At 61.6% G+C, this 21449-nt stretch carries 20 protein-coding genes; 13 read left to right on the top strand and 7 right to left on the bottom strand.

Going from position 1 to position 21449, the window contains the following annotated elements; all coding sequences use genetic code 11:
• Window positions 1-284 precede the first annotated feature (284 nt).
• Complete coding sequence (locus PQQ52_RS14020; protein ID WP_408211912.1) at window positions 285-1619, bottom strand: MFS transporter; 1335 nt, start codon at window positions 1617-1619, stop codon at window positions 285-287.
• 136 nt (window positions 1620-1755) lie between these two features.
• Complete coding sequence (locus PQQ52_RS14025; RefSeq protein WP_408211915.1) at window positions 1756-3327, bottom strand: sulfatase-like hydrolase/transferase; 1572 nt, start codon at window positions 3325-3327, stop codon at window positions 1756-1758.
• Between the two features lie 148 nt (window positions 3328-3475).
• On the opposite strand from PQQ52_RS14025, the gene PQQ52_RS14030 reads away from it, so the two are divergent.
• Window positions 3476-4045 (top strand): MarR family winged helix-turn-helix transcriptional regulator, encoded by a 570-nt coding sequence (locus tag PQQ52_RS14030; protein ID WP_408211918.1) that lies wholly within the window; start codon window positions 3476-3478, stop codon window positions 4043-4045.
• 14 nt (window positions 4046-4059) lie between these two features.
• Here PQQ52_RS14030 and PQQ52_RS14035 read toward each other — a convergent pair whose 3' ends face one another.
• Entirely contained in the window at window positions 4060-5349 is a 1290-nt protein-coding gene (locus PQQ52_RS14035; protein WP_408211921.1) for an NRAMP family divalent metal transporter, read from the bottom strand.
• Window positions 5350-5622: 273 nt separating this feature from the next.
• On the opposite strand from PQQ52_RS14035, the gene PQQ52_RS14040 reads away from it, so the two are divergent.
• Window positions 5623-5970, top strand: a complete 348-nt coding sequence (locus PQQ52_RS14040; RefSeq protein ID WP_408212261.1) for an FKBP-type peptidyl-prolyl cis-trans isomerase — start codon at window positions 5623-5625, stop codon at window positions 5968-5970.
• Window positions 5971-6232: 262 nt separating this feature from the next.
• Window positions 6233-7306 (top strand): DUF6765 family protein, encoded by a 1074-nt coding sequence (locus PQQ52_RS14045; RefSeq protein ID WP_408211924.1) that lies wholly within the window; start codon window positions 6233-6235, stop codon window positions 7304-7306.
• Window positions 7307-7316: 10 nt separating this feature from the next.
• On the opposite strand, the gene PQQ52_RS14050 is transcribed toward PQQ52_RS14045, so the two are convergent.
• Complete coding sequence (locus PQQ52_RS14050; protein ID WP_408211926.1) at window positions 7317-7553, bottom strand: hypothetical protein; 237 nt, start codon at window positions 7551-7553, stop codon at window positions 7317-7319.
• Between the two features lie 360 nt (window positions 7554-7913).
• Here PQQ52_RS14050 and PQQ52_RS14055 point away from each other — a divergent pair, with 360 nt between their 5' ends.
• The 10 genes from PQQ52_RS14055 to PQQ52_RS14100 all read left to right on the top strand — a co-directional run bounded on the left by PQQ52_RS14055 (window position 7914) and on the right by PQQ52_RS14100 (window position 18630).
• A complete protein-coding gene (locus PQQ52_RS14055) occupies window positions 7914-8252 on the top strand; it encodes a hypothetical protein (RefSeq protein ID WP_408211929.1) in 339 nt (112 codons plus the stop codon).
• Between the two features lie 179 nt (window positions 8253-8431).
• Window positions 8432-9241 (top strand): H-NS family nucleoid-associated regulatory protein, encoded by an 810-nt coding sequence (locus PQQ52_RS14060; protein WP_408211931.1) that lies wholly within the window; start codon window positions 8432-8434, stop codon window positions 9239-9241.
• Between the two features lie 22 nt (window positions 9242-9263).
• Window positions 9264-9749 (top strand): hypothetical protein, encoded by a 486-nt coding sequence (locus PQQ52_RS14065; protein WP_408211933.1) that lies wholly within the window; start codon window positions 9264-9266, stop codon window positions 9747-9749.
• A 585-nt stretch (window positions 9750-10334) separates the two neighbouring features.
• Window positions 10335-11306 (top strand): alpha/beta fold hydrolase, encoded by a 972-nt coding sequence (locus tag PQQ52_RS14070; RefSeq protein ID WP_408211936.1) that lies wholly within the window; start codon window positions 10335-10337, stop codon window positions 11304-11306.
• Window positions 11303-11872 (top strand): methyltransferase family protein, encoded by a 570-nt coding sequence (locus PQQ52_RS14075; protein ID WP_408211938.1) that lies wholly within the window; start codon window positions 11303-11305, stop codon window positions 11870-11872. The genes PQQ52_RS14070 and PQQ52_RS14075 overlap by 4 nt, the downstream gene beginning before the upstream one ends.
• 9 nt (window positions 11873-11881) lie before the next feature.
• Window positions 11882-13225 (top strand): glycosyltransferase, encoded by a 1344-nt coding sequence (locus tag PQQ52_RS14080; protein WP_408211941.1) that lies wholly within the window; start codon window positions 11882-11884, stop codon window positions 13223-13225.
• Window positions 13222-14835 (top strand): DHA2 family efflux MFS transporter permease subunit, encoded by a 1614-nt coding sequence (locus tag PQQ52_RS14085; protein WP_408211943.1) that lies wholly within the window; start codon window positions 13222-13224, stop codon window positions 14833-14835. Before PQQ52_RS14080 ends, PQQ52_RS14085 begins: the two co-directional genes overlap by 4 nt.
• Window positions 14836-14845: 10 nt before the next feature.
• Window positions 14846-15850 carry a glycosyltransferase family 2 protein gene (locus tag PQQ52_RS14090; protein ID WP_408211946.1) on the top strand — a complete coding sequence of 335 codons (1005 nt, stop codon included), beginning with the start codon at window positions 14846-14848 and terminating at the stop codon, window positions 15848-15850.
• A complete protein-coding gene (locus PQQ52_RS14095) occupies window positions 15847-17391 on the top strand; it encodes an efflux transporter outer membrane subunit (protein ID WP_408211949.1) in 1545 nt (514 codons plus the stop codon). The genes PQQ52_RS14090 and PQQ52_RS14095 overlap by 4 nt, the downstream gene beginning before the upstream one ends.
• Window positions 17392-18630 carry an HlyD family secretion protein gene (locus PQQ52_RS14100; RefSeq protein ID WP_408211952.1) on the top strand — a complete coding sequence of 413 codons (1239 nt, stop codon included), beginning with the start codon at window positions 17392-17394 and terminating at the stop codon, window positions 18628-18630.
• Here the strand turns inward: PQQ52_RS14100 and PQQ52_RS14105 are convergent.
• Genes PQQ52_RS14105 through PQQ52_RS14115 form a run of 3 tightly spaced genes read right to left on the bottom strand, consistent with a single transcriptional unit; the run spans window position 18627 to window position 21447 of the window.
• On the bottom strand, window positions 18627-19517 hold the full coding sequence (locus PQQ52_RS14105; RefSeq protein WP_408211955.1) for a hypothetical protein: 891 nt from the start codon (window positions 19515-19517) through the stop codon (window positions 18627-18629). The genes PQQ52_RS14100 and PQQ52_RS14105 overlap by 4 nt on opposite strands.
• 56 nt (window positions 19518-19573) lie before the next feature.
• A complete protein-coding gene (locus tag PQQ52_RS14110) occupies window positions 19574-20368 on the bottom strand; it encodes a MetQ/NlpA family lipoprotein (protein WP_408211958.1) in 795 nt (264 codons plus the stop codon).
• Entirely contained in the window at window positions 20365-21447 is a 1083-nt protein-coding gene (locus tag PQQ52_RS14115) for a formylglycine-generating enzyme family protein (RefSeq protein WP_408211961.1), read from the bottom strand. Before PQQ52_RS14115 ends, PQQ52_RS14110 begins: the two co-directional genes overlap by 4 nt.
• Window positions 21448-21449 lie beyond the last annotated feature (2 nt).

Below are 21449 nucleotides of genomic sequence, written 5' to 3' on the forward strand. Positions count from 1 at the left end.
GGCATCGAGTTCCCCGAACGGGAATAGCGCGCTCTCGAATACCGCAGTCCAGTCGAATGGTTGCGCGGACAACAACCCGAAGCCGTAACCGTCCGTCGAAAAGATAGCCGGAGTACATGTAGCAATGCCGTGCCGTCTTCGACGGAACCAGGCCCTCAGTCAAACTCCTTCCGCGTCACTTGCCGCTACGTGTCGGCGCCGTGAATAACCGAAGGTGTTTCACAAACCTACCTTCGCACGCACGCACTCACGCACTCACGACACGACAAGGCACGTACGACTGCTTACTTCAACGCAGCCGGCTGCACCGTGCCCATCCCTTTGCGTGCTGGCGCCGGCACGGCCCACAGCAGCGCGACCATGCCGACGATCAGAAGCATGGCGACAACCGCGAAACCTGCGTAGACGCTGCCGGTTTCGGCCTTCAGCATGCCGACCAACGACGGGCTCACCGCGCCGCCAATCGCGCCGATTGCTGTAATCGTCGCGATACCGGCCGCAGCGGCGCCGCCGTCCAGATAGGCAGTGGGGATCGTCCAGAAGATGCTCAGGGTCGCGTAGATGCAGATCGACGCGACGACCAGCAGGGCGACGGTGAAGGCCACGCTATGCGCGGCGAGCGGCAGCAGCAGAAAACTGCCGGCCACCGCGAAGCCGCAGCCCGCCACATGCCAGCGCCGTTCGGCGTGACGATCCGAGCTGCGCCCGATCACCACAATACCTATTGCTGTGCAAACCGAAATCGCACCGCTAAGCCAGCCGATATTGCCGATCTGCTGCACGCCGACGTGCCGCAACAGCGTCGGAATCCAGAAGCCGACGGCATTGAGTCCCATGAACACGCAAAAATAGATCGCCGACAGCAAATAGATTCGTGGGTTGCGCAACACATCGGCGAGGCGGGCGGGCGGCGCGTGCTGAGCGCCGCGCTGTTTTCGATCCGCTTCGAGCGCGGCGGTGATGTGAGCCTTCTCCGCGTCGCTCAGCCATTTTGCATGCAGCGGACGATCGTCAAGATAGAGCATCGCCATGATGCCGAGCGCGATGGCCGGCACGCCTTCGATCAGGAACAGCCACTGCCAGCCGTGCAAGCCGAGCATGTCGTGGAAATGCACCATGATCCAGCCCGACAGCGGGCCGCCGATGATGCCCGCCAACGGCACGGCCATAATGAACAGACTGGTGATGCGTCCGCGTTGCCGATCGGGAAACCAGTAGGTGAGGTACAGAATGATGCCGGGAAAAAAACCGGCTTCGGCAGCGCCCAGCAGAAAGCGCAGCAGATACAGCATGCCCGCGCTCCTGACGAACATCAGCAGCACCGTCAAACCACCCCACAACACCATGATCCGCAAAAGCGTCTTGCGTACACCGATGCGCTCCAGCAGCAGATTGCTCGGCAACTCGAACACCAGATAGCCGACGAAGAACATCCCTGCCGCGAGACCGAACACAGTGTCGTCGAGTTTCAGATCTTGCAGGAACTGCAGCTTTGCAAAGCCGATGTTGACCCGGTCGATGAAATTGACCACGTAACAGATGAACAGAAACGGCACAATACGCCGCGCGATCTTCCGATAAATCGCGTCGTCGGGCGTAAGGGCTGGCGAGCGCTGCATGGTGTCTCCTGGCGGCCCGGCACGTTGCGCCGGGCGCATATGATGATTTTGTGAGGCGCCGGGGCGTGCTTTGCGCAAACCTCTGGCTGAGGTCTGTTGAAGCCGCATCCGCACCTTTATCGCTAACTGCCCTGTACTACCACTCGCCGAAAAAGACGCCCCAGTCCTTGTGTGTGTCGGTCTTGCTTTCCACCGTTGGATTGTCGATCGTGACCCGCTGTTTCAACGCGCCGTACCAGTCCGCGAGCTTTGCATGCATTTGCGCGTGGATGACGGCGTAACCCGCGTCAGCGCCGAGATCGACGTATTCGTCCGGATCGTTCGCCAGATCGAAAAGTTGAGGACGATAGCCCAGCCAGTGTATGTATTTCCAGCGCGTGTCGCGCACCATCCAGCCGCGGCATTCGTCGGGCTTGCGTTCCAGTGCCAGACGCGCGCCGCGGAAACTGTAGTCGAGTTCGGAGACCACGTAATCGCGCCAACCTTCGGCACGGTCCGCTTCGCCGCGCGTGAGCGCGAGCACCGAGCTTCCTTCGATACGCTCTTCATAGGCCGGCAGGCCGAGTGCGTCGAGCACGGTCGGCACCACGTCGATGCCCGACACGAAGCGCGCTTCGACACTGCCGCGCGTGGCGTCGGCCCGCGTTGACGGGTCGTAGACGATCATCGGCACGCGCTGCACGGTGTCATAGAACAGTTCCTTCTCGCCGAGCCAATGATCGCCGAGGAAGTCGCCGTGGTCGGCGGTGAACACGATCAGGGTATCTTGCCAGCGGCCAAGTCGTTCGAGTGTGTCCCACAGTTGGCCGAGATGGTCGTCGATCTGATGGATCAAGCCTTGATAAACCGGCCGCACGGTGTTCGACACTTCTTCACGCGCGAAATTAACGCATTCTTCCTGAGTGCGGTACGCGGCAACAACCGGATGTGCATTGTCGAGTTCGGCGGGCTTGCGCGCGAGCGGCAGGCATTGATCGAGCGAATACAGGTTGTGATAAGGGCGCGGCGCGACGTAGGGCCAATGGGGTTTTACGTACGACAAATGCAACGCCCACGGCGTGTCACCTTGCGCCTCGATGTAGCGGATCGCCTGATTCGTCATATAGGCGGTTTCGGAATGCGGCTCGGCCACCCGCGCTGGCCAGCGCACATTGCGCATTTTCCAGCCGGAATGCACCGCACCGTTGTCGTCTTCCACGCTGATCGCAAAGTCGCTCCACGGTTTGTCGCTGACGTAGCCGTGTTTGCGTAAAAAGGCGGGATAGCCGCTCTCCTTGCCGGGTTCGTGGTGGCCGTCATAGCGGTCGAGTTCGTCGAACGAACCGGTCAAGAGACGCTGCCCGAGTGGACTTTGGCGCGCGATCTCGAGGCGCTGCATGCCGTTGCCGTCGGCCATCACGTGCGTCTTGCCGGCCAGCGCGAGCGAGCGGTCATTCAGGCGCAGGTATTCGCCGAGCGTCATTTCGCCGATCGAGAGCGGCACGCGGTTCCAGTTGGCGCCGTGACTGCTCATCGTGCGGCCGGTGTAATACGACATGCGCGACGGACCGCACACGCCGGAGCTGACGAAGGCATTGTCGAAACGCACGCCGCGCGCGGCCAGCGCGTCGATATGACGGGTTTGGAGGTAGGGATGGCCGTAGCAGCCGAGGTGATCGCGGCGAAGCTGATCGCACATGATGAAGAGAACGTTGCGGGTGTCCGCCATCTATAAGCACCGTCTGCGGCCTTGCGGCCTGAAGTGGGAGAAACCGGGGAGATGTTCCGATGCTAAAAACGAACCTGATGATTGACCTAATCAAATATATGTGCGATTGCACAATGCGCCGGGACGGGCGCTGCCAAAGCGCGTCATAATGGCCGCCAAACCCTTATTGGACGTGCTTACCGTGCCCGCGACCGACCCTCAATCGATACCCGTGCTGAAGCATCCGGAGCACATCGACGAATTTCTGCTCTACAGGCTGCATAACCTGGCTCGCCTGGCGACCCGGGGCGTCGGTCTGATGTTCCGGCGCGAACTTGGTATTAGCCGGCGCGACTGGCGCATTCTCGCGTTCGTCGGCCAGTACCCGGACGCGAACCTGACGCAGCTCGCCGAATCGGCCGCGCTCGACATGGTGGTGGCGAGCCGCTGCGTCGCCAATATGGTGAAGAAGGGGTTGATTGCGAAAACGCGCCTGCCGGAGAACAAGCGCGTGACCGTGCTCGCGCTTACCGAAGCCGGCCGTATCGCTTATGAACAGGCGCGCGTGAGTGGGCAACGCTATAACACGGAGTTCGCGGCTTGCCTGAGCGATGACGAAGCGCTTTTACTCGACGGCTTGCTCAAGCGGATGGAGCAGCAAGCCGCGCAACTGACGCAACGCGAGATCGCCAGAAGCGGGCCCATGCCGTTACCATTACTCAGCGAAGACGCTGAATAAGCCCACACGCGCACTCATGTCGGCCAGAACATACCGATTGCTGCGAGCCCCATTGCGGCAGTGGCGATCCAGCCGAGCCAGAGCAACCAGCCGGTCACGGCGAACTGGCGCATCACTTTGGGACTGGCCGCCATGATCATCACGAGCGCCATGATCGGCACGGCCGCGACGCCGTTGATCACCGCGCTCCAATACAGCGCTTTGATCGGGTCGAGCCGCATGAAGGTGAGCGCAATGCCGCCAACGATCGCTACGGCGATCACGCCATAGAACTGCTTTGCCAGATTGACCTGCAACGCCAGGCTGTTGCGCCATTTCATCGTGCCCGCCGCGGCGTAGGCGGCCGAGCCCGCCAGCACCGGCAACGCCAGCAGACCCGTGCCGATGATCCCCAGACTGAACAGCGCAAACGCCAGATTGCCGGCAATTGGCTTGAGCGCACTGGCGGCATCGGCGGTGGTTTTGACTTCGATGTGATGCGTGTGCAACGTGGCCGCGGCGGTGAGCATGATGAAGAACGCCACGCCGTTCGACACGGCCATACCGACCCACGTGTCGATGTTGATCCGCTTCAGTTGCACGGACGCCTGGAGCGGCGCGCGCAATAGCGCTTTCTGCACGGGTTCCGAGCGGATTTCTTCGACTTCCTGCGACGATTGCCAGAAGAAGAGATATGGGCTGATCGTTGTCCCGAGCACCGCGACCACGGTGGTCAGATAGTCGCCAGAAAATTGGATCGGCGGCTTCACGATGCTCAGACCAACTGCTTTCCAATCGATCGGAATCACGAAGAGGATGGCGACGTAAGCGAACAATGCCAGCGTCAGCCATTTCAGAACGCTCGCGTAGCGTTCGTATGGAATGAATACCTGCATCAGCAGGGACACTGTGCCGAACAACGCGACGTAGAGCTGGACCGGGCCGCCGATCACCAGTTTGGCGGCGGCGCCCATGGCGGCGAGATCGGCCGCGATATTGATGATGTTGGCCGCGAGCAGCACGAGCACCGCGAGATACAAAAACGGAGCCGGGAAGTGGCGGCGCAGATTGGTGGCGAGCCCGCTGCCCGTCACCCGTCCCATGCGCGCGCTGACCAACTGGATTGACACCATGAGTGGGTAGGTGATCAGCAGCGTCCATAGCAGTCCGAAGCCGAATTGCGCACCGGCTTGTGAATAGGTGGCGATACCGCTCGGGTCGTCGTCCGCGGCGCCGGTGATCAGGCCAGGGCCTAGCCGCTTCATCCAGGAGCGTTCGGCGGGGTCTTCAACGACAAGTTCCGGTTCCAGATTTTCCGTGGTCATTGTTATCCGCCTGCAAGGGAAGCCGTACTGAGTCGGTTATATATAGCGCGCGTGCGCGCCGGATGGCGGCGGTACACGTCGCTCGTCAGGAAGTAGCATTCTCCGTGCCACTGGCTCCGCCGCTCAATCGCCATTGCGTCTGCGACTATTTGCATCGCTGAGCGGCGGCCTGCAACAACTCATCCGCTACAATGACGCGCACTACCCACCTGGAGACTCGCTTTGAAATCTATCGTTGCTTTGGTCGCCGCTGCTGTTCTGTCTTCCACGGCGATGGCCGCTTCCACTACTGAAAAGCTGCCTTCCGGCGTAATCGTTGAACATCTTACGCAGGGCACGGGTGCCCAGCCGGCGGCTGACGACGTCGTGAAGGTCAACTATCGCGGCACGCTCGCCAACGGCACCGAGTTCGATAGCTCGGCGAAGCATGGCGGCCCGGCAACCTTTCCGCTCAATCGCGTGATTCCGTGCTGGACGCAAGGCGTGCAAAAAATGAAAGTCGGCGGCAAGGCCAAGCTGACCTGTCCGGCGGCCACTGCCTATGGTGATCGCGGCGTCGGTACGATTCCGCCGAATAGTGACCTGACGTTTGAAGTCGAACTGGTTGGTATCGTCAAGTAATACGGCGCGAAGCGCGCTGAGACAGAACCCCGCTCCGGAGATCGAAGCGGGGTTTTTCTTTTTCAGGGCACTGCATGTATTCCCTGAAATCTATTCAAGTTTCAATACGCATCCCGCTGAGCGGGGGCGGAGTCTTTTTTAAAGTTCCGTTGCGCTCGGTCGTTTACCCTCTGCGCTTGCGCCGTCGTTGTAACGGTCGCTTTGTGCATTCCTGAAGATCTGGCCGTCATTCGTCATTCGTTGTGTGTTGGGAGCGCCTGTCATGAACATCGATTTTCACTACGGTGTGGTCTATATCGTCGCCCGCACTGGCGGAATGACGGCCAGTGATGCGCTCACCGTGGCGCATGCCTGCCAGTATGTCGATGACGCGACCACTTCAGGAATACTGCGGTTCTCGGGCGGCGAGACTTTCGAGCGCTTCGCCACTGCACACAAGTTATTTGACTACACCAACACGGAAAACGACCAGAACCGGCTGGTGTGGACGCCATTTCATTTTCTGCCTGCGGGTGTGGGAGAGACGCTCGAAGATAAGGCGGTGTGCCGGGCGGATAGCGCTGTTGCGCGCGAAGTGGTTCGCCGGGCGATCCGGCAGCGGAACACGGATACAGCACTGCACCGTCTGGGCGTGACACTTCACACGTACGTCGATACGTGGGCCCACCAGGGTTTCGCGGGTATCGAAAGCCCGACGAACCGCGTTCGTATGCTGGAGGCGGAAGACTGCACGCAGGAAGGCTGGTTTGTCCACCTTACCCGGGCCACGCGGCATCTGGTCCAACGCATCGAGGAAGATGTACTGACGCTTGCACTGCCCGTCGGTCACGGTGCCGCCTTGCACTATCCCGATCAGCCGTGGGCGAAATGGCATTACGTCGACGGCAGAAACGTGCGCGTCGAAAGGCACAATCTGCCCGAATTCATGCAGGCGGCCGAGATGACTTGCCGAGCGGTGCGCGCCTACGTTGCGGGACGGGAAGATTTTGAAGACCAGCCCGGATTGCCGGAAGCTGTAAAAGCCGCGCTTACAACGCTTCTCGACACCAATCGGAACCCGGACGACAACAAGCGCCTGCAGACCCTTTGCGAAGCGGTGGAAGCCGGCGCCATTCCGGGCCTCTCAGAGTCGATTCCGGACTATGTGCCCAAGGGACTCGGCTCCTGGAAATACAAAGCCACTGGTTTGCGGTCCGACGATGATTCGGGGGACCGCCCCCGGTGGAGCGAAGTCTTTGAGAAAAGCGATTACCGGCGCTTTCACGATGCAGTTAAAGAGCACCGTTTCGTCACGACACAGGAAATTCTGCCGGCTTGCGGACTGCGGATCGCGTGAACAGGTCAGACTATTCCAGTCGCGCTTGCTGACGTTGCGTGGCCCGTTCTTCTGCCTGTTTCTTTGCCAGGTGCCTTCCCACCAGGCAGCCGCCCACCGCGCCCACTACCGCGTGATGCCCGGCATAATGGCCAGCGACGCCGCCGACAACCGCGCCTTTCATGCAGCCCGCCGCGTTCGCCGTGCCGACTGCTGCCGACGTCAATGCAATGGCCGCAAGGGCGGCCTTGATAAAGCCAGCTTTCATCTGGGAGTACCCCGTTATTGAGTTTTTCTAAAGTGGTGCTTTTATGTGCCATTTCAATAGCCGCCTCAACGGCGGCATTCATGCCATTCCTGCTCCTTTCCCTCGTGCATCCTGGTGCGAGGCATCCGATTGCTACCGATTGCTACCGGCTGCCACTGCTTTGCTTCTGAGCGCGGTTCGGAGTGTAGAAGGGTGGTTCGGACACAGGTGAAACAGCGCTGCGAGATTGGTAACGCGCGGTTACGGCCAAAAAAAAGAACTACCGCCCTTTGAATCTCAGGATGCTTGCCTATAGTAGAAGCGACTATTGCCGCATTGCACAGCGGCCGGCTTCTCTTGATGGGTGACGGAGAAACAGAAATGACGCCATCGAACGCTGCGATCTACCAGGCCCAGGCCTGCACGCCGGATTCATTACGAACGCTTGCCGGCTATCTCGAACTGGCGCTCGACGAAGGAGAAAGCGTGGTGCTGATGCGGATCGGTACGCAGGTACGCAGTGTTTATGTCGGCAATCCGTCCGGCACCCTGGAGGATTTGACGGATCACGGCGTAGTGGCCGCTTTTCAGGCCGATGAGATGCTGGCATTGACGCAGTTGGGACTCAACCGGATAACCGCGGACGAACAACAGTACCGGTTCATGCGCAGCGTGCGGTACATCGCCGATCGCCAGGTTGTCGTTTTTACGCCGACTTAAGCGGTTGCCCGGCAATTAGAAAGGTTAAAGAATGAGACGATTGAGTAGTGGACTCGAAAGGTTCGTACTCCACTGGATGCGTTCCCGTGTGAACCTGATGTCTTTATAGAGGCGTAGATCTGCCTTTCTCGCGCCATTCATGGCATAGTTCGATCGATTACCACATAAGGAGCAATCAAATGCCCACGTTAGAGCAAATTCAAGCAAAGCTTAAGAAGCTCCAGGCACAAGCTGACGTCCTTATTGCCAGGAAAGCACAAGTCGCGGTCAACCAGATTCGCGACCTGATGCTCAAGCACGGCCTGACCACTGCGGATATCGAAGCAAAGGCAAAGGCGAGACGCGCCGCGCGCGGCTTGAATGGTCATGCCGCAAGTGGCAAGACAAAAGCCACCGGCGCAGGCAAGTCGCTTCCGAAGTATCGCGACCATAAAACCGGCGCGACCTGGACGGGTCACGGGCGTGCACCTGCGTGGATTGCCGCCGTGAAAGACCGGACTCAATTCCTGATCGAAGGCGCAAGCGAACTGAAGTCAGCGGCCAAAGCAGTGGTTACTCATGCCAAAGCCGGAAGCAAAGGTCAGCCTAAAGGCGCACAACCGCCGAAGTACCTCAATCCGAAAACCGGCGCCACCTGGAGTGGACGCGGTCCGGCACCGGCATGGCTCGCAACGGTCAGAGACCGCACCAAATTTCTGATCGATGGCGCCGCGGCTACCCAGAACGTTGCCGCCAAAAAAATCGTCACGGCGGAAAAGGCTGTAGCGTCCAAAGCGGCTGCGAAGAAGGGCCGTGCTGCGACTAAAAAAGTTGCGGCAAAGAAGGGCGCGAGGCCCGCGGCGAAGAAAGCGGCGGTAAAGAAGACTGCTGTGAAGAAAACCGCTGCGGCAAAGAAAGCACCAGGCCGCAAGGCGGGTAGTAAAGCCAAGGCTGGCGCAACGAGCGCGGCGGCAGCGCCGCAAACTTCGACGGTGCAAGCCGCTGCGTGAGCACAACGGAGTCGCGAAGTAGATGACTAGTACGCTCGCAACATCCCAGCAGGAAGACCACGTCGTCCTGCTGGACGCTGTTCCTCATCCGGCCGCTGACGCCGCCGAGCCATTCATCGTCGTCAGTGGTCGCCGGGTGATCCTGGCTTATCCGATTGCCGAATCCGACTTTGAACGGTTCGGACCATTCGATTCCGACGACGATCCATTTTGCACGGTGCTCTTTCCAGACGCCGTGTTTCATCGGCTGGGGCCACCCGGCGATGTGGATCTCGAGATCCATCCTCTTGCTTCGCAAGGGCTCAGTGGGTACTCGGTGCACGAAGTCATGAATTCGTCGCTGGCCGCCGAGATTTCGGCCGTCACGTCGCCCGGCCCAATGCAGCGCCATTTTGTCATCACGTTTCAGGACACGACGTTCGAATGCGTGGCGTCGGACTATACGGTGGTCGGCGTGTATGGCGCGGGTGAGATCGCCAGCCGGGAAGCATACTCGCTGGTCCGCTAGCGGGGTTCGTGGATGGTGGTTCGTGCTGTTGGGTGTAGCCGCTTCTTTCCAATTCTTTTCTGCTGCCCAAACGCTCGCTTGCTCGCGTAGCGTTTCGGGCTATCCGTGCACGCCTCGTTGAAGGCTGTACGACACAATGCCGTTTCCTTTCAATTAGATTTTTTTGGTCATTTCGAACATATGCACAATGACTTTTTTAGCTTTTATTTTTGAAATATGTTAAAAAGCCTTCCTTCATCGTATATTGACATCAAGTCTTCATGCGGTGAGGCCAGACTGGCGTCAACGAATGGCGTGCCGCAGAGATTGAGGCACCGTTTTCGAAATTACATATAAATATATTACGAGGCATCGAACGCTCGATTGAAGCGCACCCTGTGTTCAGGCGCGTGTCCCAGCGAGCAGGCAGACATCACCTCAGGTGATGCATGTTTTCGATGCAGCAGTGGTCGTCGCGGATCGGATTTGCCGGCACAAAGGCAAGTCGCATGGGCCTGATCCGCGGTAGTACGGCCGCAATGCGTCCGCGAGCGCGGGCGCGGTATCGGTACGCATTTGCTTTGCGCAAGTGCATGCGAATACGCCATGCCCATCGAAAAACTCCTTGTTCCGCTACCGGCGGGCCTGAAAGTCTACGTTGAACGTCACGTATTCGATCCGGCCTTCGAGAGTGTCATTCTGATCAACGGCGCGCTGGCCACCACAGCGTCGTTCGGACAGACAATCAAATACCTCGGCGAACGCTATAACCCAATTTGTTTCGATTTACCTTATGCGGGTCAATCGAAAACGCATAATGTGTGCGACTTCGTCCTTACAAAAGACGATGAAGTCGGCATTCTGCTGCATCTAATAAGCTTATTCGAGCCGAGCTTTCTGTTGTCAGTATCCTGGGGCGGCGTGGCGTCGCTGCTTGCGCTCTCGCGGGCACGCACCAGCGTGAGGCGCGCGGTGATTGCGTCGTTCTCGCCGCGGCTCAACGAGGCGATGACCGCGTACGTGACCGCGGCACGCGACCATATCGCCGCCAGCGAAAATCTGAAGGCCGCGCAACTGCTCAACGATACCGTTGGCCAGCATCTGCCGCGCATCATGAAGCTCTACAACTACCGCTACCTCTCTTCGCTGCCACGTGACGAGCAGGATCAGGTAGCGTTTCACGTCGACCAGATTCTGGCCATTCGTCCTGAGGACTATCTGCACGAGTTCCGCAACATCGAGTGTGGATTGAAATTCCTCAACGGCGAGCTCGACGAGTACACCACACCTGAAGACGCCCGCTCGCTCAGCACGCATCTGAAGCGCGCCGAGTTTCTCACGATCGAGCAGGCCGGGCATTTTCTCGATCTCGAAGGACGGCCCGCGCTGCGCCAGGTCCGGACGGCGATTTTCGATTACTTCGGCGCCGCGCCGGCGCAGGCGGCAGGCCGTGGGCCTGACTGCTTCGACACGTTCGCTGCACGCTCGCCCATCATGCCGGTGCCGCAACCCGCTATCGCGAACGTCGCGTTGCAGGCCACCGCCGATCACTCGTTCCAACAGGTCGAACTACCGTGAATATCGTTCAGAGCATCGCCATTGTCGTACCGTGGGGGCTGTGGCTGCTGTATTGGGTCGCGACGTCGAACCGTGTCAAGGAGACCGCGCGCAAAGAGGCGTCTCTATCGCGCACCTTGCAGTCAATTCCGTTGATTGGTGGCGGCGCGCTGATCGTGCTGCCGGACTTCAACACAGCGGCGTTGTCTCTCGATGCGCATGCGATCGGGCCGCTGCAGCTTGCCGGCTTTGCCGTGCTGCTGGCTGGCCTCGCGTTTTCCGTATGGGCGCGGCTGCATCTCGGCACCAACTGGAGCGTATCGGTCACGCTGAAGGAAGGGCATGAACTGGTGCGCAGCGGACCGTATGGACTGGTTCGTCATCCGATCTATACCGGCTGCCTGCTGGCGCTCCTTGGGGCCGTGCTGATCGGCGCGCAATGGCGTTGCGTGGCGGGGCTATTACTGGTTTTCGCGTCGCTGGCTTACAAGGTACGGGTCGAAGAGAGCTGGCTGACCGGCCATTTCGGCCGTGCGTATTCCCAGTATCGTCGCGACGTCGCCGCGCTGATTCCTGGTCTCTTCTGAGCCCCAGGCATGGCGAGAGTCATCATCACCGCGATCGGCTCGGCGGGCGACGTGCACCCTTTGCTGGGCATCGGCGCGGCGTTGGCTGCGCGCGGTCACGAGATCGTCTTCTGCACGCATCCGCCGTTCGCCCAGGCCGCCACGCGTCAGGGTTTCGCATTCGTGCCGATCGGCACCGCCGCCGAATATGAAGCGGCGATGGCGAATCCGGCGCTGTGGCATCCGCGTACCTCGTTCCGTACGCTGTGGGCGGTGATTGCACCGACGCTGCGACCGCATTTCGACACGCTGGCTGCGTTGACCGATAACAACACGGTACTGGTCGGCACGTTGTGGGCATTTTCCGCACGCTTGATGCAGGAGGTGTATCGCGTGCCGTTCGTATCGGTGCAGGTGTCGCCGTCGACCCTGCTCTCGGCGCATGCTCCGCCGACACACCCGCGGCTGACGATTCCGCGAGGCTTGCCGCTGGCTGTGAAAGCGGCGCTGATGCGGCTTATCGAGCGGTATGCGCTCGATAAGGTCTGTGGTCCCGCATTGAATGCGTTGCGTGCGGAACTGGCGCTCGCACCGGCGCGCCGCATTTTTGGCGAGTGGCTGCATTCGACCGATGGCGTGCTGTGTCTCTTTCCGGAGTGGTTCGCGCAACCTCAGCCGGATTGGCCGGCGCCGCACCGCCTCAGCGGTTTTCCGCTGTTCAACGACACGGGCGTTGAGGCGTCCGATCCGCAACTCGACGCCTTTCTCGCCGCAGGTGAGCGGCCCGTGGTTTTCACGGCGGGCTCGACCTTGATCGATCACGATCGCTATACGAATGCGGTGAGTACGGCGCTGATGGAAAGCGGAGTGCGCGGCATTCTTTTGACGCCGGATGCGCCTCAGTCCGACGGGAGCGCCGCTCAGACGGCGGGTGTGCCGGCCGACGTCCAGCGCGTACTGCTCAAGCGGCGTTACGTGCCGCTTCAAAAGCTGTTGCCACGCTGCCGGGCGATGGTGCATCACGGCGGCATCGGCACGGCCGCGCTTGCGTACGCCGCCGGCATTCCGCAGGTCTTGACGCCATTCGCGCACGATCAGTTCGATAACGCGCAGCGCGTGGCCGCGAGCGGTTGCGGTGTTCGGCTCGACAATCCCCTGCAGCCGCAGGCTCTCGCGCGTGCACTGAAGCATGTGCTGGGCAGCCCGTCGGTCGCGACGCAGTGCGGGCGCATGCAGGACCGGCTCGCGTCGTCGCCGCAGGGTTGTGAGGCGGCCGCGGGCTATATCGAAGGTTTCATGCCAACCGGCGCGCGCACGCAAATGGCCGGTGACGTGTCTTTGCCGGCATTGGTAGACAGCGGGCATAGCGTATGAGCGCCGCCACGCCATCGTCGAAGCACGGCGCATCGGCCCACGAGACGCATGACGTCGGCGACGAACCCGCCGGCGAGCGCAGCGTGCCTCGCATGCGCGGCGCGCAGCTCGCCTTGCTGACGTTCGCCTTGTCGCTGGCCACGTTCATCGAAGTGCTGGATTCGACGGTAACCAACGTCGCGGTGCCGGCTATTTCCGGCAGCCTCGGCGTGTCCAACAGTCAGGGCACGTGGGTGATCAGCTCGTACTCCGTGGCCGCCGCGATCGCCGTGCCCTTGACGGGCTGGCTCTCGCGGCGGCTTGGCGAAACGCGGCTGTTCCTCGGCGCAGTGATCCTTTTCACGTTGACGTCGCTGCTCTGCGGCGTGGCCGGCGACTTTCACCTTCTGGTGGTATGCCGGGCGTTGCAGGGACTCTTTTCCGGGCCGATGGTGCCGCTTTCCCAGACTATCCTGCTGCGCACCTTTCCGCCGGACAAGCGCGTCGTGGCGCTGGCGTTGTGGGCAATGACGGTGCTGCTCGCGCCGATCTTCGGTCCAGTGGTTGGCGGCTGGATCATCGACAATTTTTCGTGGCCGTGGATCTTCCTGATCAATCTGCCGATCGGCATCTTCTCGTTCGCGGTCTGCATGACGCTGCTGCGCCCGGACGCAAAGGCAGCCGCCGCCAAAGCGGCGCCGATCGATCTGCCCGGCATCATTTTGCTGGTCGTAGGCGTCGGCTCGCTGCAGACGGTGCTCGATCTCGGTCACGACCGTGGCTGGTTCGATTCGCCTTTGATCCTGACGTTGGCGATCGTCGCCGGGCTGGCGATCGTGTCGCTGCTGATCTGGGAGGCGGGTGAACGGCATCCGGTGATCGATCTGAGCCTGTTCCGCGACCGCACGTTTTCGTTTTGTGTGCTGATCATTTCGCTCGGCATGATGGCCTTCTCAGTGGTCGGTGTGATTTTCCCGCTCTGGCTGCAGGCCGTGATGGGCTATACCGCGTACCAGGCCGGCCTCGCCACCGCGCCGCTCGGTGTGCTCGCGCTGGTGTTCTCGATTCTGGTCGGTATTTACGCGGGGCGTTTCGATGCACGTTTGCTTGCGACGTTCGGCTTTCTCGTGTTTGCCGCCGTGCTGTGGTGGGATGCGCATTTCACGCTGACGATGACCTTCAGGCAAATCATTACGCCGGGTCTGATTCAGGGCATCGGCTTGCCGTGCTTCTTCATTCCGTTGACCGCGGCGACGCTGTCGCGTGTCTCCGACGACAAGCTTGCCGCAGCTTCCAGCCTGTCGAATTTCCTGCGCACGCTCTCGGCGGCATTCGGCACGGCGATGAGCGTCACGCTATGGGATAACCGCGCGCTGTATCACTACGACGTCGTCGCGCAGTCCGTGACGAAATCGTCGGGAAACACGCAGCGCTTTGTTCAGAGTCTGCGCGGCATGGGCATCGACGGCGCGCGCGAACTCACCACCTTGCATCACGTCGTGCAGCAACAGGCTTACATGATGGCGACCGGCGACATGTTCTACATGGCAAGCATCACCTGCCTCGTGCTCGCCGCGATGATGTGGCTCACGCGTCCGAAGCGCGGTGCGGCGATGGCTTTAGGTCACTGAGGGACTTCCGATGACGATCCTGGGCGCATTGATCATTCTGTTTCATCCGAGTGAGGAGCAGCTCGCGCGCGCGGTGGCGATGCGTTCGGCGTGTGAGCGCTTGCTGGTCGTCGACAACTCGCCATTGCCGGATGCGCGCGCCGCGACGATGCTGGGCGAGGCGGGCGTTGCGTTGCTGCATCACGGTAATCGCAACGGCATTGCCGGCGCTTTCAATTGCGGTCTGAGTGCGCTCTTCGAGGCGGGCGCGGAGGCGGTCGCGCTGTTCGACCAGGATTCCGAGGCGCCAGACGCCTACTTCGATGTGATGCGCGACCGGTGCGCGTCGATGAGTGGTCAGGCATTTCTAGCCGGCCCACGTATCTTCGACGAAAACGATCAACGCTTCCTGCCCGAACTCGCGACAAGCGGCCTGGCGGTGGAGAGGCTGTCCATACGCGCCGACGCGGCCTTGCAGCGCTGCGCGTTTCTGATTTCGTCCGGCTGTGTCGTTTCGCGCGAGGCGTTCGCGCGGCTCGGCCGCTTCGACGAAGCGCTTTTTATCGACCATGTCGATACCGAGTACTGCTTGCGTGCGCTACTGAGCAATGTGCCCGTGTACGTGGTGCCGTCACTTGTCCTGCTGCATCGGATCGGTTCGCGGCGCCGTCACAAACTGGGTTATTTTGAATTGACGACAATGAATCACCCGGGTTTCCGCCGCTATTACAGCGCGCGAAACGCAATGCAACTGGCGCTGCAATACGGACCACGGTTGCCGGTGGCGATCGTGCCGAACGTCCTGACGCTCTGGCAAATCGTGCAGATTGTGCTACTTGAGAAAGACAAGCTGGCGAAGCTCAACGCGATTGCACTGGGCCTTTTCGATGGACTCTTCGGGCGAATGGGGCCGCTTGAGCGGACGCGCCCGCGACTCGCCGCCAAGGCGGCTAAACCGGCCCGCGCGGCGAGGCTTGGCGAGATGAACACGCCGGCGGCAGGAGAGCGTGCCATGCAGCGTACCCGGCACTCATGAGGCGGCCTATGCAATTTTCCATGCCACGCGCCTGGCCGCTGCTGCTGATTGCTGTGGCGCTGACCGGTTGCGTGAGCGATTCGGGTCTGCATACACAGGTCAAGCCGCTCAAACCATCCGCTGATGCACTTGCGCAGACCATTGGGCCGGGCGCGAACGGCGCATGGCCCGCGCCCGATTGGGTCAAGCGCTATCGCGATCCGCAACTGGATGAACTGAGCGCCGAAGCGTTGCGGAACAACCCCGACCTGCAGATTGCCAAGGCGAGGGTGGGCGCCGCGCAGGCGCAACTCGAACAGTTCGCTTCGCTCACGGGCCTCACCGGCACCGCGGGCGCGACGGTGAGTAAAACCCGTTTGCCGCAGTCGAATGATGTGGCCAACGTATCTGTCGGCGGCCAGCAGATTCCGGTGCAGTTGTTCAGCGATCCGAATGTGTCGCCGGCCGCTGTGTTCGCAGGCTTGAGCTACCAGCTCGACTTGTGGGGCAAGAATGCCGCGCTGACCGGCAGCCTGCTGTCCGCGCGTGACGCGGCACGAATCGATGCGGAGCAGGCGCGGCTCACGTTGACGGTCGCGCTCGTGACGCTTTACTGTGAGCTCGACCGCGCCTTTGCGATGCAGGACATTCTGCTACAAAAGCAACAGGCCGCGGATAGCGTCGATGCGGTGTTGCGCGAGCGAGGTGCGCGTGGCCTCGATAACGCGTACGACGCAGCCGACGCCACACTCAAGCGGAGCCGTCTCGCCTCGCAACAGGCGCTGAACGACGAGCGCATCAAGCTGACCGAGTTGCAGATCGGCGTGCTGAGCGGGCGCGGCGCGGAGCGCGGTTTGTCGCTGCATCGTCCGCAACTGGCTGCGGCGGTTGACGCGCCGATGCCCGCGCAACTACCGGTCGATCTGCTGGGGCGCCGGCCCGACATCGTGGCGGCGCGTTTGCGGGCCGAAGCGGCACTCGCCAACATCGACGCCACCCGGGCGCAGTTCTATCCCGATGTGAACCTGGTGGCCTTTGCCGGGCTGACAGCGCTGACGCCCGCCGCGCTTTTCTCGCGCGCGGCGTTGACCGGCTCAGTGGGACCGGCGATCTCCTTGCCGATTTTCGACCGGACCCGGTTGCGCGCGCAACTAGGCGGCGACTACGCCAATGTCGACGCCGCTGTAAGCCTCTACAACAAGACCGTCGACGAGGCCCTCGGCGAGGTCGCGCGCCAGCTGACGTCCTTGCGTACGGTCGACACGCTTGCTACCGAGCAGACTCGCGCAGTGGACGCAGCGTCACGCATCGTCGCGATTGCCGAGGAGCGGCATCGGCGCGGGATCGGCATGCAGAAGGACGTAACGCTGGCCGACCTGTCTTTACTCGACGAACGCGCGCAGCAAGTGGATTTGCAGGGGCGCCGCAGACTGCTGCAGGTCGCGCTGGTCGGCGCGCTCGGTGGCGGCTTCGACGTACACAAGGTGGCCGGCGCACCGATCTCTCACTATCAGCCGACCTTTCCCTCCCACGCACGCATCACGGATACGCACTTCGATTGAATGCACAACGATAAACAGGCACAGCATGCCGCCGGCTGGACTCAGGGGCAGGACAACCCGGCAAACACGGCAGGCATAGCGAGCGACGCCCACGATCCGAAACGGACGGTACGCCGGCGCCGTTTTGCCGTTTTCTTCGGCGTGGTGGCGCTCGCCGGTGCGGCGTGGCTGACCTGCTGGGTTCTAGGCGCGCGCTTCTACGAAGAGACCGACGATGCCTACGTAGCGGGCAACATTGTGCAGATCGCCGCGCAAATACCCGGTACGGTCACCGATATTCTGGTGGACAACACGCGGCAGGTACGCGCGGGTCAGCCGCTCGTCAAGCTTGACGATGCTGAAGCGGCCGCCGCGTTCGCGCAAGCCAAAGCGCAATTGACGCTCGCCGTGCGCCAGGTGGCGAATGCGACGATCTCACGCAAGCTGTACGTCCAGTCGATCGACGCGCGCCGCGCCGAACTCGCGTTGGCGCAACGTGCGCTGGCGGCGCGCGATCATGCATCGGTGGAAGTCGTGTCGCCGGAAGAGTTGGCGCGCGCCCGCGAAACAGTGGCCGTTGCGCAAGCGAACCTCGCCTCGGCGCAAGTCCAGCTCGACGCCGCGCGCGCGCTCGGCGGAAAATTTCCGGTCGAAGCCAGTCCGCCCGTTCTGCAGGCTGCCGCGCAATTGCGGCTTGCCTATCGGAATCTGCAGCGCACCACCGTTATCTCTCCCGTCGACGGCACGGTCGGGCAGCGTTCGGTGCAGATCGGCCAGCAGGTCGGGCCGGGGCTCGCACTCATGTCGATCATCCCGCTTGAGCGTCTGTGGGTCGAGGCGAATTTCAAGGAAGGCCAGATTCGCAGCATGCGCGTGGGGCAGCCGGTGCGCATCGTGTCGGATGTGTACGGCTCGCAAGTGGTGTATCGGGGCCGCGTGGAAGGTTTTTCGGCGGGCACGGGCAGTGCGTTTTCGATGCTGCCCTCGCAGAACGCGGCCGGCAACTGGATCAAGGTCGTGCAGCGCGTGCCGATTGTGATTTCGCTCGAACCAGCCGAACTCGCGGCGCATCCGTTGCGTCTGGGCCTGTCGATGCAGGTGTCGGTGGATACGCATGTGCGCAGCGGTCACCTGATCGGCAACGATACGCCGGCGGCCGCGCAAAGTACCCGCGTCCACGATAACGTCTCGCGCGACGCCGACGCGTTGATCGCACAAATCATTCGGGAGAACAGTGATCGCGGCGGTGCTGCGGATTAGTGATGCGCGCCGCTGAGATACGCTTCGACGTCGGGTACGCGAGACGTTTTATTACTGAAGTCGCCAGCGGAGACAGGCACGGCAAGAATGGCTTTTGCGCGTTGATAAGCGCTGGCGAATCCCCGCAATTCCTGCGTAAACGGCCGGTCATCAAGTCGTCGGCGTAGTAGCGCTTGCGCAATGCAACGCTCGATCAGCGCGAGCTGGCTATCGATATAGGCGAGCGACAATTCGCGGCAACGCGCTGAAATACCCGCTACCGCTAACAACGCGGGCACAATTGAAATCGTCAGAAAGCCGCCTGCGGGAATGCGTGCCAACGCAGCGGGCGACTCGAACAGATCTCTGCGCAGCGATTCGAATACGGTTTCCCCCCATACTTCACGCTCGGCCGCGAGTGACGCACGGCGGCGTGCGAGTGCGTCTTTTGCGCTCGCGTCTTCAATGCGGCCGTCTGCGAGCATCAACGTAGCGTCGGCGTGTTCGCCTTCCTGAATGCAATCGGTGTCGAGATAAGCGGCGCTCTGATTGCGTCCGGCCAATACCAGGTGTTGCAACGCATCCGGCACGAGCGGATCGAGCGGGACCGCTTCGCACGTGACGGGCTTGCCGGCGAAGTGAATCGCGCAGCGTCCATCATCTTCGAGCGCCGGGCAGCGTGCGAGGGAAGGGTAGTCGTAGCCCTGTGTCGTGATGCTAAATGTGTCGCCGGCGCGATGCAGCAGCGTATCCGCGATCGTATCGAAGGCGGCAATCTCCGCGTCGTTCAGTATGGTTTCGTGTTTGCCGACGCGAAGCTTTTCGTGCAATCGCTTGCGAGGCACGCGCCCAATCGCAATACAGCCGACGAACAGATCGCGATGCCGGAACAGCTCCGGCAACGACATCGCCGGCGGGCTATTACAGCATTTTCCGCACGCTGAGCACGCGAATGAAAACGCGTTCACCATGGCCGGCGTACCGAGTCCTGATAGTGCGTCAGGATGAAATGCGCGACGTCGGCGGAGTGATAGGCGCCAACCAGTTGAGCGACCCACGGCTGCGCGCGGTCATCGTCGCGCACGGTCAGCACGTTGGCGTAGGGCGAGCGTGCGTCTTCGAGACCGAGGCTGTCACGGGCAGGATAAAGGCCTGCGCGTGCCGCGTCGTCGCTATCGATTACGGCGAAGGCGACGCTGTTCAGGCTGTCGAACAGGCGAGCACGCGGCACCTGGCGGATCTTCAGCTTCAACCGGTTGCTCGTGATGTCGGCGAGCGTGGCATGCAAGCCGGCGCTGTCCCTGAACGTCAGCAACGTGAAGTTTTGCAGGAGGATCAAGGCGCGCGCGGTGCCGGCGCGGTCGTCGGGAATCTCTATCGTTGCGCCGCGCTGCAATTGGCCGAGGTTCGTCAGTTTGCGCGAGTACAGCGCGATCGGAAACGTGACGGTGGTGGCGACGCTCTTTAAGGCGTAGCCATGCTGTTTGCGCTGCGCCTCGAAACCTGGCTCGTCTTCGAAGCTCGCGGCGTCGATCTGTTTCGCGGCGAGCGCGGCATCGATACCGTCGGGCTTGTCGAAAACGACCACATCGAGCGTGAGCCCTTGCGTGGCGGCGACACGCCGCACTTCGTCCATGATCTGCGCGTGGGCGCCGGCCGTGACGCCGATTTTCACGACCTGCGATGCGGTGGCCTGCCCAGGTTGGACCCATGGAGCCGCAATCAGCAGCGCTGCCGCGATGAACGCGCGTGGCTTCATGATGCATCCCTCAACACCGTGCGAAAGCCGATATGCGAGGCCGGCAAGTCTGCTTCCTGCTGCTCGCGGGACGCCGCGCGATAGCGTACGCAATAATCGCGTGAACAGAGAAACGAGCCACCCTTGATAACCATCGGCGTATCGTGCTTGCGGCTGAGCGGTGCGACTGCTGCGGTGTCGCCATTGGTGTGCGACTGATGCGGACCGCTGTAGACGTCTCTGGTCCATTCCCACGCATTGCCGATCATGTCGTAGAGCTTGAAATCATTCGCGGCATAACAGCCGACCGGGGCGAGGCCGACGTGACCGTCCTCATTGGTGTTCAGCACGGGAAACACGCCCTGCCAGTAATTCGCACTCGGCTTGCCGTGTTCGTCGCGTGGCGCGGTGTCGAGATCCGCGCCCTCATGGCCGGCTTTGCCCGCGTATTCCCACTCGGCTTCGGTGGGCAGATCGCGGCCGAGCCAATGCGCGTAGGCGAGCGCGTCGGCCTGCGTGACCATGGTCACCGGTTGGCTCATGCGTCCGTCGAGATTGCTGCCGGGGCCTGTTGGATGATTCCACGCGGCGCCTTTGACCCACGTCCACCACGCCAGATCGCGCGCGTTCATTTCTTCGCGCGTCGGCGTGTGAAAGACCACGGCGCCACCCTGGCGCTCCGAATCGCTGATATAGCCCGTGGCCTTCACGAATGCCGCGAACTGCGCATTCGTCACGTCGGTCTGATCGATCCAGAAACCGACGACGTGGGTTTGGCCGTCGCCCGCCGGGCGCTCGTCTTCGTAGCCGAGCGTGCTGCCGAATACGAAGTTGCCGCCATGCAGATGCACCATGCCGGCTTTCGGATCGTCGCGCCAACGCGAAGGCAGGCCGGCATAGCGCTCGCATTGCTGTTCGGAGCCTAGCGCCACTAATGTGCGTGAGCGGTTCAGATCGTCGAACGCGCTTTGCTTGCCACCGCTTAATGCCGCCGAGGCGGCCATTGCGGCGGTAAAGGCGGCCGCGAACGCGACCGTGGCGACCGCGGCATAGGCGCCGTACAACGCCGCGGTGCTTTTCAGCTTGAATCGGACGGACATGG

Origin of the sequence: Paraburkholderia sediminicola (assembly GCF_046030555.1) — a bacterium.
Taxonomy (GTDB): Bacteria; Pseudomonadota; Gammaproteobacteria; order Burkholderiales; family Burkholderiaceae; genus Paraburkholderia; species Paraburkholderia sediminicola_E.